This is a genomic window from Kitasatospora sp. NPDC050463 (assembly GCF_040655255.1).
Taxonomy (GTDB): Bacteria; Actinomycetota; Actinomycetes; order Streptomycetales; family Streptomycetaceae; genus Kitasatospora.
On record NZ_JBFAJO010000026.1, the window covers coordinates 79,086 to 94,557 of the forward strand.

The 15,472-nt window shown below is 70.1% G+C and carries 9 protein-coding genes; 3 read left to right on the top strand and 6 right to left on the bottom strand.

The genetic code is table 11. The annotated features are described in order from the left end of the window. Positions 1–84: 84 nt before the first annotated feature. From AB0J08_RS18530 to AB0J08_RS18545, 4 genes are all read right to left on the bottom strand, one after another. Positions 85–2,289 carry a peptidase domain-containing ABC transporter gene (locus AB0J08_RS18530; RefSeq protein ID WP_360634680.1) on the bottom strand — a complete coding sequence of 735 codons (2,205 nt, stop codon included), beginning with the start codon at positions 2,287–2,289 and terminating at the stop codon, positions 85–87. 229 nt (positions 2,290–2,518) lie between these two features. After that, positions 2,519–3,877 carry a condensation domain-containing protein gene (locus AB0J08_RS18535; protein ID WP_360634683.1) on the bottom strand — a complete coding sequence of 453 codons (1,359 nt, stop codon included), beginning with the start codon at positions 3,875–3,877 and terminating at the stop codon, positions 2,519–2,521. Positions 3,878–4,150: 273 nt separating this feature from the next. After that, a complete protein-coding gene (locus AB0J08_RS18540; protein WP_360634686.1) occupies positions 4,151–4,654 on the bottom strand; it encodes a phosphopantetheine-binding protein in 504 nt (167 codons plus the stop codon). Continuing rightward, positions 4,638–6,221 carry an AMP-binding protein gene (locus tag AB0J08_RS18545; RefSeq protein WP_360634689.1) on the bottom strand — a complete coding sequence of 528 codons (1,584 nt, stop codon included), beginning with the start codon at positions 6,219–6,221 and terminating at the stop codon, positions 4,638–4,640. The genes AB0J08_RS18540 and AB0J08_RS18545 overlap by 17 nt, the downstream gene beginning before the upstream one ends. A 530-nt stretch (positions 6,222–6,751) precedes the next feature. Here AB0J08_RS18545 and AB0J08_RS18550 point away from each other — a divergent pair. Genes AB0J08_RS18550 through AB0J08_RS18560 form a run of 3 tightly spaced genes read left to right on the top strand, consistent with a single transcriptional unit; the run spans position 6,752 to position 10,990 of the window. Beyond that, positions 6,752–8,902, top strand: coding sequence for an ROK family protein (locus AB0J08_RS18550; RefSeq protein ID WP_360634692.1), 2,151 nt, complete (start codon positions 6,752–6,754; stop codon positions 8,900–8,902). Next, positions 8,899–9,975, top strand: coding sequence for a hypothetical protein (locus AB0J08_RS18555; RefSeq protein WP_360634695.1), 1,077 nt, complete (start codon positions 8,899–8,901; stop codon positions 9,973–9,975). The genes AB0J08_RS18550 and AB0J08_RS18555 overlap by 4 nt, the downstream gene beginning before the upstream one ends. Further along, positions 9,968–10,990 (top strand): medium chain dehydrogenase/reductase family protein, encoded by a 1,023-nt coding sequence (locus AB0J08_RS18560; protein ID WP_360634698.1) that lies wholly within the window; start codon positions 9,968–9,970, stop codon positions 10,988–10,990. Before AB0J08_RS18555 ends, AB0J08_RS18560 begins: the two co-directional genes overlap by 8 nt. Positions 10,991–11,163: 173 nt before the next feature. Here AB0J08_RS18560 and AB0J08_RS18565 read toward each other — a convergent pair whose 3' ends face one another. After that, positions 11,164–12,489, bottom strand: coding sequence for a DUF6271 family protein (locus AB0J08_RS18565; RefSeq protein ID WP_360634701.1), 1,326 nt, complete (start codon positions 12,487–12,489; stop codon positions 11,164–11,166). Between the two features lie 596 nt (positions 12,490–13,085). Further along, positions 13,086–15,347: an ATP-binding protein gene (locus AB0J08_RS18570; protein ID WP_360634704.1), complete on the bottom strand. Its 2,262-nt coding sequence runs from the start codon at positions 15,345–15,347 to the stop codon at positions 13,086–13,088. Positions 15,348–15,472: the final 125 nt, after the last annotated feature.

Here is a 15,472-nt window from a genome sequence, read left to right on the forward strand (position 1 = left end):
CTTCGGAGAGCAACTCGCCACTTCCCTTCAGTCCGGGGCACATGTCTAGGAGTCACGCCTGCGGCCGCAGAACGGACGGCCGGCTCAGGCCTGGAACTCCCCCTGGCCGGCCACCAGCGTGCGCATGATCGGAGAACTGGCCAGGAGCTCCTCGTAGTCACCCTGGGCGACCACCCGGCCGGAATCGACGACGATCACCTGGTCCGTTGCCTCCAGCACCGACAGACGGTGCGCGATGACGATCAAGGTGTGGTCGAAGGCGGCCAGCCCGTTGAATATCGCCCGCTCGGTCGCGCTGTCCAACGCGCTCGTCGCTTCGTCGAGAACCAGCAGCTGCGGCTTGCGAATCAGGCCACGAGCGAGAGCGATGCGCTGCCGCTGGCCGCCCGACAGGCCCAGCCCCCCTGGGCCGAGCAGCGTGTCGTAGCGCATGGGGAACGCCATGATGTCGTCGTGGATGCACGCCAGCGTCGCCGCCTGTTTGATGTCCTCGAACGAGGAGCCAGGCTGGGCATAGGTGATGTTCTGCCAGATGGTGCCGGCGAAGAGCCTGGAATCCTGTGAGACGTAGGAGATCGAACGCCTCAGCGACACCCGGTCGAGCCGGTTCATGGGAACGCCGTCGATGAGGACGGACCCGCTGCTCGGGGTCTGGAGCCCGGCGATGATGGAGGCCATCGTCGACTTGCCGGATCCCGACCGCCCCAGGATCGCCGTGAACTTGCCGCCCTCGAAGGAGACATCGATCTCGCTGAGGACCGCCCCGGAGCTCCCCGGGTAGGCGAAGGACACGTCTCGGAGCTCGACCGGACCGCTCACGTCGTCCAGCGGCACGGCATCGGCCGGGCGTTCCTCCGGTTCGGTGCCCAGCACGTCCGTCAGCCTGGAGAGCGTCGCGCCGAGGCCGGCGACCTGGAGCGCGCTCTGGACGACGCCCGCCAAGGGCACGAACATCCCGACGGCGAGCGAGGTGAACCCCACCACCGAGCTCAGCGACGCCGTGCCGTTCGAAATCCTGAAGTAGCCCAGGTCGAGCACCGCGAGCGGCGCGAGGAACTGGATCGTCGCGCTCAACGCCGAGCCGATGACCTGGTTCCTCCGGCTCAGGCCCCGCTGGTTGATCTCGTCGATGACGGTGTGGCTCCAGCGATCGTGCGCGGTGTCCTCCAGGCCGCAGGCCTTGATGGTCTGTAGCCCGTCCAGCAGCTCGAGGAGTGCACCCTCCGAGATGGACTGCCGCTCCAGCTCCTCCGCGGAGAGGTAGCGCTGCTTCTTCCAGAACACGAAGAGGACGGCCACCATCACGGCCGCCAGGGCCATGCTGATCAGTGCGAACTGCAGGTCGATCACCAGGAGCAGGGCCAGGTAGACCAGCACCAGCGTCCCGTCGAACACGGCGGAAAGGGCCGCGCCCGTCAGGACTTGCCGGACCGCCGAGCTGGTCCGCACCCGCAGCGCGAGGTCACCCGGGTTCCGCCTGGTGAAGTACTCGTACGGCAGGGACAGCAGGTGGCCGAACACGCCGAGCGTGACACGCCGATCCGCGATCGACTGGAGCGCGATGAGCGCCAGCCCGCGGACGATCTGCAGCAGCGCGAACGAGACGCACCCCACGACCGCGAGGCAGAGGATGACGATCGCCTGCCCCGACTGCCCGCCGGTGCCGACATGGGCGACCAGGTAGGAGGAGGCGAACGGCGTGGCGAAGTTGAAGACGATCAGCAGGAACGACGCGACGACCAGGCTTATCCAGCGGCGATCCCGGGTGACGAACAGCTTGAGGTACTGCCAGGAGCTGTCCGCGACGCTTGGTCCGCGGCGGCGCACCGGCACGCGGCCGTCGGTGAGCGGCGCTTCGAACTCCAGCGCCACGCCGGTGAAGACGTCCGCGACCTCGCTCAGTTTGAGGCGCCGGCGCCCCAGGGCCGGATCGACGATGAAGGCGTGCGTTGCGGTCGCCTGTTCGAGCACGACGAAGTGGTTGAAGTTCCAGAACAGGATGCTGCCGGGTTTCAGTCGGCTGAGTCCGCCGACGCCGACCCGGACACCGCGCCCGAGAGCCCCGAAGTGCCTGGCCGCCTGGAGGAGCGCGCGTGCCGAGACCCCCACCTGACCGCCGTTGAGCTGGCGCCGCACGGCTGCGATGTCCACGTCGATGCCCAGGAAGGCCAGGACCATCGCCAGACTCGTCGGCCCGCAGTCGGCGCTCTCCGTCTGGTAGTAGACCGGCACCCGCTGCCGACGGCGTCTCGGCAGCGCTGCCGAGGCTGCGGCGACGAGCTTGCGCAAGCGGCCGTCCCGACGCTCCGCCAGCAGTCCGGGCAGTGTGAGGGCATCTCCCAAGCGCCGGCCGGGAGCATGCTTCTCGGCCGCTTGACGGCTGAACCTGGCCCGGCCCACCGGCCCAGAAACGGGAGACTCGGACTGCCCGGCGTCGGTCGCTTCATTGGATTCGATCATGGACGGCACCCCCCTTCGGAAGTAGTGGTCTGGTCGGACGTACGACAGGTGGCCGGACTCAACCCAGCAGGATCCGCTCGACGGCGGCCGTCATCTGCCGCGCCGCGGTCTCCGTGAGGCGGGACCGGTTGAAGGTGAGACGGAAATGAACGCTGTCGTCCCAGCTCCCGGCCTTGAGCTGCACTCCACTGACCACGCGCTCGATCAGCGGCGCGTAGGCGCCGTAGGTCACGGCGAGATCGCCCACGGTGTCCCTGATCCGATGGCGCGGATGGCCCACGTAGGCGAAGCGGACGTCGCGCTCCGGCCCACCTACCAGATTTCCCAGATCGGCGACCTCGCCGGCATCGACGGTCTCCCGGGTGACCCGGCGGTGTTTCAGCGTGTCGAACCAGTCGCCGGTGAGCGTTCGGACGAGATCGGACGGCGCGGTACTGCGGTCGACGACCATCGGCAGGCCCAGGGTGAGCATGCCGAGCAGGCGCCGCTCCCGCAGGCTTCGGGTGTCGACGGGCAGCCAGACCGGGACGGAGTCCGCATCGGTGTGCTCGAACACCGCGGACACCAGGGCGTGTTGGATCCAGATGAATTCCGTGGCGCTGTTCGAGCGCGCCGCCTGCCGCATCGTGCGAAGCCGCTCGCCCTCAAGGACGAAGCCCGTCACCACGTTGCCGGACTCAGCCGTTCCGGTCTCAGCCGTGTCTGGTGTTCCAGCCGCGGCGGGCGTACCGGCCACGTCGGGCGTAGCGGGCGCGCCGGGAGCGGAGGAGGCGCGGAAACCCCAGTCCCGGGGTATCCGGGCGTAGCGGCGCCGCCAGAAGTCGGCGATGTCACGACTGTTGGCGGCCGGGGCCTCGCGCTCCGCGGCGGCGTCCAGGAATCGCGGACTCGGTTCGGCGACGGCTTCGTGATCGCCGAGACGCCGGCGGTACGCCCACCACAGGTCCCCGCCGAAGATCCCCCGAACGCTGCCGTCGACCGCGAGCTGGGAAAAGGTCGCGATGAACGCGTGAAGACCGGGTGAGTACTGGAGCAGCCGCAGCCGGAAGGGAAGCTCCGTCCGGAGATCCCAGCCCTCGGCGACATCCTTCGTCGCCAGGCCGACGGCATATCGGGTGAACCGCTCCTCGGATCCGGCCTTGATGATCTGGCAGGTGACCAATTCGGCCGGCGGCGGTGTCTCCCGCGCCCACTGGTGCGGCCCGGCGACCCCGCACTCGCAGATCGCCAACCGCAACGCGTCGTGGCTGCTGACGACGTCGCCTATGCTCGCGATGAATGCCGGGACGTCCAGCGGTCCCTCGATGCGGTAGGACAGTTCCAGGGTCGGTCCGGAATCCGTGCCGTCTCGCCGAGTCCGGTGCATCAAGAGCTGCGGGAGCGTCAGCGGTACCGCTTCCTGACCCGGGTGGTGCATTATGCCGCCTTCATATCGCTGAAAATCCTGGCTGGCATCCGGGATCCCGGATGCCAGCCAAGATTCAGTTACCGCTACTACGAGACACAGTGCCCGTTGATCGCGGCACCGCCGACGATGTCGTCGAGGGCCTCATCCGACAGGGACTCGATGTCCACAATCTCGGTGTTGAAGTACTCCATGGTTCACCTCCAAGCAGGAATTGGGTTTTATGGTTCCATCCTCCGTACCGGCCGCACACCGAGGTGGCGAGCCCGAACGCAGGATGAGTCTCTAGGGCCGGGACCGCTCGCCGACGAGCGCCGCCAGCCGGGCGACGGTGAAGTCGCCGCCGACTTCGAAGAAGCCGATCTGGACGCCGTACTCCTGATCCAGGAATTCGATCGTCTCAACCGCCCCGAGGGAGTCTCCGCCGTGCTCCCAGAAGTCATCGGAGGCACCGATGTCCCGCACTTCGAGAAGTTCCTCCCAGAACTTCGCGAGAGCCTGCTCCAGCGGGCCCGACGGGGGCGCGTAGACATATTCGGATCGGACGTCCGGCGACGTGTCGGCCCGGTGCTCGCACCAGCCTTCCACGGGCCATTCGAGTCCGTCGACGAATCGCACGCGCCGAACGTCCACGCCGTAGCATCTGCGGAACGCCGTGCGGATGTCGACGCCGGACCGGCTGCCACCGGTGGAGACGTGGACGGTCGGTTCGGGGCTCTCCTGGAAGGAGGCGCCGAGGGCGTCCGGGCAGACCTCCCGGAAGAGCGAGACGTCAAGCTGTCGAGCCACGAGGCACCTCCTGTTCGAAGGGGGACGTCGCCGGGGTGCGGGCTTGCCGAGAACCGACCCGGGAACCGACCCGAGAACCGACCGAGCCGAATATCGCCTTGATCGCGGTGGCGTCGGGTTTGCCGATCTCCGACCGAGGGATGTCGTCCACCTGCACGTAGGTCCGTGGAAACTCGTGACCGCCGACCTGGGCGGCGCAGAACGTTTCGAGTTCCGCGAGATCGGGGACGGCCTGGGGGTCGCGTGTGACGAGCAGCATCCCCACGTCGACGTGGCCGGCGTCCGTGAGCGCGATGCACTCGGCATCCAGGATGTCCGGGTGGGTCCGCAGGACCAGCGACAGACGTCCGAGCCATGCGAACCCGCTGGCGGTGGCGGTCTGGTTCGCCGCACGGTCGAAGACGTAGAGGTACCCGTCCTCGTCGACCCACCCGACGTCGCCCAGGCTGACGAAGCCGTCAGAAGTGCTCCGGAGCCAGGGAGTCGCCGCGTGGGTGCGAGCGGAGGCGCCGAGCCGGCGGAGGTAGATCCGGCCGAGGCCGTCAGCACCGGGCTCCAGGCCTGGCGCCTCACCTATCCGGATCTCCGTCAGCAGTCCACGCCCGACCGATCCGGGCTTCGCCATCCACTCGGAGCCGCTGATCACGGTGACACCGACGCCTTCGGTTCCGCCGTACATCTCGAAGAGGCGTTCGCCGCCCAGGAGGTCCAGCCAGGCCTGTTTCAGCGGCGCAGGACACGGGAGGGCGGTGTGGAGAACGCCGTTCAGGCTGTCCAGGCGCTCGGGGCGACGCACGGCCGCGGGCAGCAGGTGTCTCATGTAGTTGGGCGTCAGCATGAGCCACTCGATCCGGCGGTCCGCGATCGCGCCGAGCAGTTCCTCCGGATCCGGTTGATTCGCCAGGAAAAGCTGATTCCGGTCCAGCACGCCTTGGACGAGTGCGGCCACCGTCCCTATGTGGTAGATCGGAAGCACGATGAGCTGCTTCTGCCCGCTCTGCCACTTGCAGGTCCGGAAGACGATATCGGGCACGGCCCTCGGATCGTAGCCGCCGAAATTCCAGAACGGAACGAGCTTCGGGATTCCCGTCGATCCGCTCGTCGCCAGGAGGTATTGCGGACGGCGTCCTGCGGTGGGACGTTCCCAGCGGGTCAGGTGAACGGTCGCACCCGGCCCCTGATCCGTTTCGGGTGACCCGGGTACCGGGACGCATCGGGTCCGACTGCTCAGCCCGGCCTGGCTCAGCGCGCTGGAAAGCACCTCGGCATCGATCAGCGGCGCGTGCGGGAGTACTGTGACGCCCGCGCACAGCGCAGCCAGGATGATCTTCGCCGACTCGATGGAGACTGCCGCCGGATGGCAGATGACGGCATCGCCGTCCATCTCGCGGTTCCAGGAGCCGAAGAGCTCTGCGAGCGCCGAGACGTCTTCGAAAAGGCGGCGGTGCGTGATTTCGCGATACGACCCGCCGGCGACCACTTCGATGATTGCAGCGCGGTCCGGAGATTCGGCCGCAAGTTCGGCCAGTCGCTCTGGTATTGATAACACCCTCGTGCCGCGTCGCATCGCCCCTCCTTACCGCACTCTTGTTTGCAGTACGTCTTGCCGCCAACTGGCCGAGTTCGAAGAGAGTGGCGTCGGAATATCCCCCCGACCGCCCCTGGTCTACGGTTTCGGACCAAGATCAGCAACTTGTTTGCCGATCCAAACACGGGGGTCCGGTCCATGTCAAGACCCACTTCTTGCGGTGTTCTGCAAAGCACGGGATTCAGTCGGACTAGCCTCGGCGGAAGCTCAACGCGTTGCCCTTTCGGGCATTTCTTGCGGTTCTGACTTGACGGTTTGCTATCCTCCAGGGGATCGCATCGCCGACGGCGTACATCCTGTTCGTCATAGGGAGACCCGCATTTCATGTGTTCCATGACTCTGAGCCGTCCTGGCTCGGACTCTGTTACTCCTGCCGAAGCGCTCCGGCACCACCCGTCGGTGGCTGTTCTCGACGAGCCCCCGATGCGCACGGACTTCTTCCCGGCAGCGGACGCCAAGTTCGTGGTCGGACGCTGTGGGCAGGTACCGGGGTCGATACGGGTGGGCTCATGACGACCGACGATGCCGTCGTGGTCTTCGACGTCGGCGGGACCAACGCGCGCTCGGCGGTGCTGGACGGCGAGGGCCGTCTGCACGACCTCGCCGTCCGGGCCGCTCCGTCCTGGGCGAGCTACCCGGGTGAGGGGGCGGCCTCGCTGCATGAGCGACTCGTGGACCTGATCGTCGCCGATGCGCGCCGGCTGGCCCGCGGCCACAGCGTGACCGCGGTCGGGGTGTCGCTGGGCGCGGCGATCGACGCACGTACCGGTATGACGGTGGGGTCCGGTCCGCTCTGGGGTGACGGCGCCGGGCAGCGGTTCGACACCGCCGGGGCACTGCGGGACGCGGCGCCCGAGTTCCGGTGGACGGTCGTCAACGACGTCACGGCGAGCGCGGTGGCGTTGGGGGCGCAGCCGGACGCCCAGCAGCTGCGCCGACTGGCTGCTGTCGTCGTCGGCAGCGGTATCGGGCTGCGGACCGTCGAGGTCGGCACCGGCAGGGTTCCCGTCTCGGCGGACACCGGACTGCAGGGCGAGATCGGGCATCTGCCGGCCGGGTTCCGCATCGGCGCACGGGAGCTGGTGCTGCCCTGTGACTGCGGTGCGACCGGGCATCTCAGCGCGTACGCATCGGGTCGTGGCATCGAGCGGATCCTCAAGCTGCTCGCCGCCGAGGGCGCGTCCTGGCTGGCCGCCGACGCTCCTCTGAACAGCCAGTTCGCCCAGGCCGTGGCCGGTGGCGAGCGAGCGGCGCTCACCGTGCTCGAAGCCGTGACGCGCCCGCTCGCGCACGCGCTGCTCTCGGTTCTCAGCATCGATGCCGAGATCGACCGTGTGGTTCTCACCGGTGGAGTGCCGGCGGGGCTCGGTCGTGCGTACCTGGAGTGTCTGACGGCCCAGATGGATGCGGTGGGGCTCTACGGACGGTCCGGTTCACTGGCCGGCGTGGTCCAGGTGGCCCCACCCGATGCCGAGCTCGCGCTGCACGGAGCCGGGAGGCTGGCCCGCTCCGGCGCCGCCGGGGCGCGGAGCTGGATCGTGCCGGGTGACGATCCGAAGTCGTACAGCGTGGTCATGGCTCCGAACACGCTCGCTGCCGGCCGAGGCACACCGCAGGTCACGGCGAGGCTGGGCCCGCACGGTGCCGCACGGCGACTCGTCGTCGCCGACAAGCGGGTGTGGGGGATCTACGGGGACGCACTGACGCACGCGCTGACGGGTGGCTCGGAGAACGTCGCCCTGGAGACGCTGCTTCTCGAATCGGACGAGTCCGGCAAGAACCTGGCCGCGGTGTCCGATCTGGTGGACGCCTTCGACCGGTTCGGTCTGCTGCGTCGATCGGAACCGGTCGTCGCGGTGGGCGGCGGCGTGCTGCTCGACCTCGTGGGCTTCACCGCCAGCATCTACCGGCGCGGTGTTCCGCTCATCAAGGTGCCGACCACCCTGCTCGGGATGATCGATGCCGGCATCGGCGTCAAGACGGCGATCAACTACGGCGGACACAAGAGCCGGCTGGGCACCTACAGCCGTCCGGGCCAGGTCGTCATCGACCCGGGATTCCTGCCCACGCTGGATCCCCGCGAGTACCGCTGCGGCCTCGGCGAGGCGATCAAGATAGCGGTCGTGGCCGACGCGGCGCTGTTCGACCTCCTCGACGCGCACAGCCGAACTCTGGCTGCGGGCACACCGGACCCGCGCGTGGAGTCCGAGGTGATCGAGCGCAGCATCGCGGCCATGCTCGGCGAGCTCGTCGGAAATCTCGGCGAGGACCGGCTGGACCGGCTCGCGGACATCGGGCACGCGTTCTCCGGTGCGCTGGAAATGTCCCTCGAACCCACGCTTCTGCACGGTGAAGCCGTCGCCGTCGACCTGGCCGTGACCGTCATGCTCTCGCGGAACCGCGGACTTCTGTCCTCGGCCGTCGCCGACCGCGTCATCCGCGTCCTGACCGACCTGGGCCTGCCGACGATTCATCGGGAGATGACCCTCGACCTGTTGGTCGAGGCCTTGGCCCATACCAGCCTGCACCGTGACGGCCGGCAACGCCTGCCCCTGCTGCGGGACATCGGGCACGCCGTGTTCGTCAACGACGTGACCGACGCGGAACTGGGCGAGGCGCTGGCAGCGCTCCAGGCCCGACAGCTGCAGGTGATGTCGTGACCGGATGGCAGCTGGTCCGCTCCGGCCGTCAGGTCCGGATCGAGCCGATGGAGAGGCCGCGGGGCGATCAGCCGTACGTGTCGATGCTCGCCGTGGGGCTGTGCGGCACCGATGTCCAGATCGGCGCGGGCCACCGGGCGGACGCGGCCGCGGTGCTCGGTCACGAAGGCATCGGGATTCTGCACGGCGCTCCCGGCGGCGATCGGACGGTCGCGTTCAACCCCGTGGACGTGCGGGACCAGGACTCGATCCTCGGCCACAGCTTCGACGGTCTGTTCCGCAGCTGGGTCCCCCTGGGGCCGGAGCTGCCGATCGGCGCGTTGCAGGAGGTCGAACCGCTGGACCCGATGGCGGTGCTCACGCTGTGCGAGCCGCTCGGCACCGTCCTCTACTCATGGGAGCTGATCGAGCACTCGGCCCCGGCCGGTCCCCTGTCGGTCGGGATCTGGGGCGCGGGTCCGATCGGGTTGCTCCACGTCCGCAGGGCGATCGATCTGGGACACGAGGTCGAGCTGGTCGAGGCGCGGCCGGAACGGCTGGCCTGGGTGGAGCACCGTTCCCGTCTCGCGCCCGCCCACCTCTCCGTAGCCGGGCACCGTACGCCGCGGCCGGTCGACGTGGCGATCATCTGTTCCCCGCGGCCGGCGATGGCGAGCGCCGTCCGGCAGGCGGCCGACGCCTTGCGACCCGGCGGGACGATGGTGCTCGTCACCGCGCTCGACGCGGCGGCCGCAGCCCCCACCTTCGTCGACGCCACGGTCGGCCGGGTGCGTCGGCACAACGTCTGCGGCACCGTCGATCCTGAGCTCGGCATGGTCACGGCGGTCTCGCACGAGGGCAAACCACTGGTGCTCACCGGCCATCGGGGGACCTCACTGGCCCAGCTGCACACGGCGGAATCGATCCTCCGCGCGGATCCCGAGGGGTACAGCGCCCTCATCACCCATGAACTGACTCCCTGGGACGCGGTGGACGTCATCAATCGTCGGCTCGACGGGCGGTTCCAGACCGACGACGGTTCCGAGATCGTCAAGGTCGTCGTCCGCTTCCCCGACAGCGGTCGCCATGGATGAAGCCCGGAGCAGGCGCCTGGAGTTGGTGCCCGGCGGGGTCCGGCTCACCACCGGTCCGTGGCCGTGCCCGACCTCCCCGTCATGGGTGCTGGTTCTCCCGCGGACCGTGGGCCTGTGCAGCTCGGACCTCAAGGAGGTCCGCCGGAGCCGGGACGTCCGGTCCGACTTCGGGCACGAAATGGTGGGCCTCGTCCACAGCAGCAGCACGGACGACTTTCCGCCCGGTCTCAGGGTGTGCCTGGACCCGCACATCCCGGTGACACGGACCACCGCGTTCGGTGAGACCACCCTGCTGGAAGGAACGCCTGAACGGCTGCGCGCTGCCCTGCCCGCCGTGCCCGACGGCACTCCGGACGACCGGGCGGTCTTCACCGAGCCTCTCGCCTGCGCCGCCCACTGCGCCGGCAACGTCCCGGCCGGTTCCGACGTGGCGATCGTCGGTGCGGGGACCGCCGGGGTACTGCTGGCTGTGCTGCTGAGGCTGAAGGGGTGCCAGGTCACCCTGGTCAACAGGAGCCCCGAACGGCTGGCCCTCCTCTCCTCCACGGCGCTGCTGCGCGAGGTGCCGAAGGTTCTCGGCAGCGAGGTGGGAACGCGCACCTTCGGCACCGTGGTCGTGACCACGGCGTCGCTCGACGACACCACCTTCGACGGCGCCTGGCGCCTGCTGCCCCGGGACGGCGGGCGGCTCGTCCTGTTCGGCGGCATCAGGCCAGACTGGCGGGTGCCGGGCACGCGCGTGCTGTTGGACGGCATCCGTCGCGGCGAGAAGGCGTGCGAGCTGGAGCTGGGCGGGCGCCGCGCGCTGGTGGTGGGGACGCACGGCGCCACCGGCGCCGACTTCGCCGCGGCCGGAGCGGTGCTGGCGGCGCCGCTGCCCTGGACGGCCGGCCACGTCGACGAGCTCATCGTGAACCGGGTGTCCCTGCCGGGCTTGGCTGCGCTGCTCAACGACGCGGTCGGGACGGGCGTGGATCCGATCGGAAAGCACGTGGTGGACGTCATCGGCCGGTAGCGCCGGGCCCGGCTCCGGAGCGGGCGGTCGTGGCTGGGCCGGGCCGCCGGCCGACGAGGGCAGCCCGGCCGCGCAGATCCTCGGCGATCACCGGTCCGTGCACGTGCGGGTCGCCCGACTCGACCACGGCGTCTCAGTCGCCGTCGGTCAGCCGCCCTGCCAGGATGCCCGGCTCACCCGGCCGCCCCGTCCACGCCGGGGCGCAGTCCCTCGGTGCGGGCGGCGGCCGCCATCCCCGCCCAGGCGTCGATCAGCACCGCCCAGCGCTCGGCGTCCTCCTGCGCCTCGTCCAGGAGCTGCTGCCGCTGCCCGGCCACCACGTCCGCGAGCTCGGCGTACTTGCCGCCCAGCTTGCGGTAGGAGCGGTCCAGGACGTCCAGGCAGTGCTCGTTCCCGGCCCGGTCCCAGTCGACGCTGCCCCGCACCAGGTCGAGGATCGGCTCGACCCTCAGCCCGTGCCGCTCGTCCAGCAGCCCGCGGCCGAGGTCGATCATCCCGCCGTACACCGGGTAGAGGTACAGCATCGAGAGCAGGAACTTGACGAACCGCATCTGGTACGAGATGAAGCCGGCGCCGGTGCGGCGCTCGGGCGTGTAGTAGTTGACGATGTGGCGGTTGTGGACCACGCCGGGCAACCGGGCGTGGACCATGGCGTGCAGCAGGGCGTAGTCGCAGCCGATGGTCTCGGTCGAGGGCAGCAGCGGCAGCACCTCGTAGGCCCGGTGGTCCAGGGCGATGTTGCACATGTAGACGTCCCAGATGTCGGGCACGCCGAGGACGGAGTCGTCGGTGCTGAACGGCTCGGAGCCGGTGCCCTTGAAGGAGATGTCCACCATCGCGTCCCGCTCCTCGTCCGACCACACCGGCGGGGTCCACAGGCGCACCAGGTCGCGGTATACGGCCGGGTCCAGCTCGTGGATCTCGCCTATGTCGACGTTGAGTTCGCCCATGAAGGAGCCGCTGACCAGCATCACCGGCTTGTCCGCGTCGGCCGGGTCGAGCTCGGAGCGGGACACGCCGGCCACCACCTCGCCGGCCGGTCGGCCGATCGAGAGCAGCTCGTGGTGGATCGGGAAGATCTTCTGACCGTCGACGACCTGGAAGTCGGCGTCGTCGTTGCGCAGGTGCGCCGAGGTGCAGCCCAGGGCGGCTGCGCCGAGGAAGAGCCGGTTGACGCAGGAACCGTACGCGACGGCCTGCGGGAGCATCAGGTCGAGCAGCAGCTCGGGGTCGGCGGCGCCGGAGCGCTCGGCCACCCGGCGCAGGAACTCCCGCTGCTCCGCCTCGCCGAGGTGGTGCACGAACACGCCGGGCGTGGGGGCCAGTGAGGCCACGGCGTCCGCGTTCTTCGCGAACTCGGCGGCGTCGGTGGTGTCGAGGACGAGGAGGTGCACCTCGACCCCGAAGTTCGCGACGGCGTAGGCCGCCTCCTCGGCGAGGTCCACGATGGTGCCGGGGCAGGAACGCATGGTGGGCAGGGCGAGGCAGACTCGTTGCATGGTGTGGAGCTCTCCGTCTGGTCGTCAGATTCGTTACGGCAGTGGCTTGTTGCGCGCAGAGCGGTGTCCTGGCCGGCCCGTCGCGCCACTGTGGACCAGACCACGTGTGAGGTCGGGGATCTCCGGCGGGGCCCGGCGGGGGTGGGCCGGTGGCAGTGGCGCGCGCTCGTGCACGTTCGGTGCGGGGGGATGGCTCGCCGACGGTAGTGGCGTGGTGAAACAGTTCGGTTGAGGGAGTCGGTGAGCCCCGATCGGTGGCGGAGCCGGGTCGCGGGGCTCCGCCGGACTCGGGTGGATGACCTCGCTTCACCACGGTGGACTAGACCAACTTTGGTGTCAACGGGATGCTTTCAGGGACCGGGCGGCGCGCGCCGACACTGCCCGATCGGGCAAGCGGCCCGTGTCCTCGCACGGACTTCGGGCGAGGTCCAACGCTTTTGACCCCACGGGCTGATGTCCGTGAGGCGGGTCCGCCCTGCCGCCGAGGGTAGGGGAGCACCACGGGCCGGCAGCCGGTCGCCGTGAGGTGGGCGGTGTGTTCGCTGATCCCGGTGCTGGTCGCCGGCGGACCGCTGACCGTTCCCACGGCCGGCAGTTCAGGCGGTCGGGTGGTGCCCGCCGAGCTTGGCGAGCGCCTTGGCGGCGTACAGGCGGGTGGTGCCGCCTCCGGCGAGGCGGGTGAGCAGGGCCAGGGCCTCCCCGCGGTGGCCGTCCACAGCGGCCAGGAACTCGGCGGCGTCCACGCGGGCGAGACTGTCCCAGGCCTCGGGGTCACCGGCGATCCTGGCCAGGGCTCGGGCGCCGTCCTCGCGGTGCCGGGACAGTTGGGCGAGGGCGCGGGCCGCCAGCACGGAACCGTAGATGTCGTCCTCGGGGTCGTCGTACACGGCCATGGCCGAGAGCGGCTCGGCCACGCGTTCGTCGTCGAGCCGAGCCAGGCCCAGGGCGGCCCTCGCGCGGCGGCGGAAGCTCAGGGCGGTGTCGTTGGTCATGTGCAGGAGCAGCTCGGTGCCACGCTCGTTGCCCCAACCGGCCAGCACGGTGGCCATGTCCATGCGCTCGTAGAAATCGCCGTAGAGGGGAAGGGGGTCGCGGTTGAGGAGATGGGTGAACATCGCGATGGCCTCGCCCCGGTACCCGGCCAGTTCGCCGAGAGCGCGCCCGGCCTTCAGGCGGTCTCCGAGAGGTCTGCCGCCCGCCATTCGGAGCAGGAGCTTCGCGGCCCGGGGCAGGTAGCCCTTCATGCGCGCCAGCTGTGTGGCCGCCCGCACGCGGTCCTCGAACGTCAGGGCGGTGTCGTCGGCGAGCCCGGCGAGCAGCTCGGCACCCTCGCCCCGGTGCCGCCCCCCGACGACGACCAGGCACCACGCGGCCAGGATCCGGCTGCCGTCCAGCTGCTTGTCTCGCGAGAAGGCCGTGAGATGGCGGGCGAGCAGGTCAGTGGGGAGTCCCGTCCTCATCCGTATCTGATCGGCCAGTAGCCGCAGGGCACCGGCTGCGTTGCGCGCGGCAAGGTCGTCCAGGGCCCGCACGGTATCGGCCGCGACGTGATCCCCAGGGGCGAGGAGCCCGTTGAGGAGGAAGCCCAGGTAGGACGGGTCGGCGGCGAGCGGCCGCACGGGCACGGGGGAGGGGGACGGGGGTACGGGGGACGGCGCCGGGTCGCCCCCGGCGGAGACGGGCCGGTGGGGGAACAGCCGCGTGAGCAACTCGGCCCGGGCCTGCACGTCGCGGGTGGCGTGCCGGGCGGCGTGGTATTCGAGGAGGGTCTGGTGGAGGAAGTGGAAGTCTCCCGCCCGCTCGGCCAGGAGGCCGGTGGGCCGCAGGAGATCGCCCAGGAAGGCGTTCCAGAGCGCCGGCCTGACCTTGTCCGGGCGCCGGACGTGCAACTGGGTGGCGAGGATCACGACGGCCGGTGCGGTGTTCCCGTTCTTCCGTTCGTGCGCCAGGCGGTCTATGAGGTCCGGCAGTTCGTCCCGTACCACGCGCGCGGCCCGCTCGGCTGCCTGCTGGTCGCGGGGGATCTGGTGCCGGTCGGCGAGGACGCGGATCGCCTCGGCGTGGGTGGCTCCGACGTTCTTGTGGGTGTTCTGCTCGTAGAGCATCTCGACGAAGGAGCGGTAGGCCCCGGTTCGGCCCTCCGGCCGGGACCGGGTCGGGTCGGCCGCGTACAGCGGACACAGCATGGAAGCCATCAGCGGGATGCGGGCCAGCTCCTGCAGGCCCGATGCTCCCAGCCCCGCCGTGAAGACCTGGACATGTATGTCGCGGTGCGGCAGGTCGCGGAAACACCGCCGGGCGTACGTACGGAGGTCGGCCGGGGTGAAGGGCTGGAGTTCGAAGCGGCCGACACCGGGCCCCAGCCGGGCGAGTTCATCGTCGGGCAGGGGACGGGTGGCGACGACGAACCGATAGGGCGACGGCTCCTGGCCGCCCTCCCGGGCGAGTCGTTCCAGCAGGGTGACGCGGGTGGTCCGGTCGGGGACCTCGTCCAGGCCGTCGACCATGACCAGCCAGGGTGCGCCGGGGGCCGGCGGCCGGGCGAAGAAGTCCGCGGTCGGCGCGTCGCGGAGCCCGTACGGGCCGAGTTCCTCGATGACGGCGGCTTCGAGGGCACGGGACAGGAGCGGTTCGGCGGCAAGGGCGGTCGCGCGGATCAGGACCGGGACGGCCGGAGGCAGCTGATCGTGGACCCGACCCGCCAGTCGGCCGGCGGCCCCGTCGGACAGGTGTTGGCGCAGCAGTACGGATTTGCCGCCGCCCGCGGTGGCCAGGAGCACCCGGATGCGGTCGGTCCCGGCGAAGACGGCCTCGGCGGGGACCGGCTCGCCGACCGCACCCGGCATGTCGCCCGTCATGTCGCTCGGCACGCGGGCCTCGGCCTCGTCCAGGGCCCGGACGTCGGCCCCCTGGTCCTCGGCAAGCTGGCGTACGTAGACCTCGGAGAGCGGGAACGGGCCGGGGCCCTCGGCAAAGCCGGGGT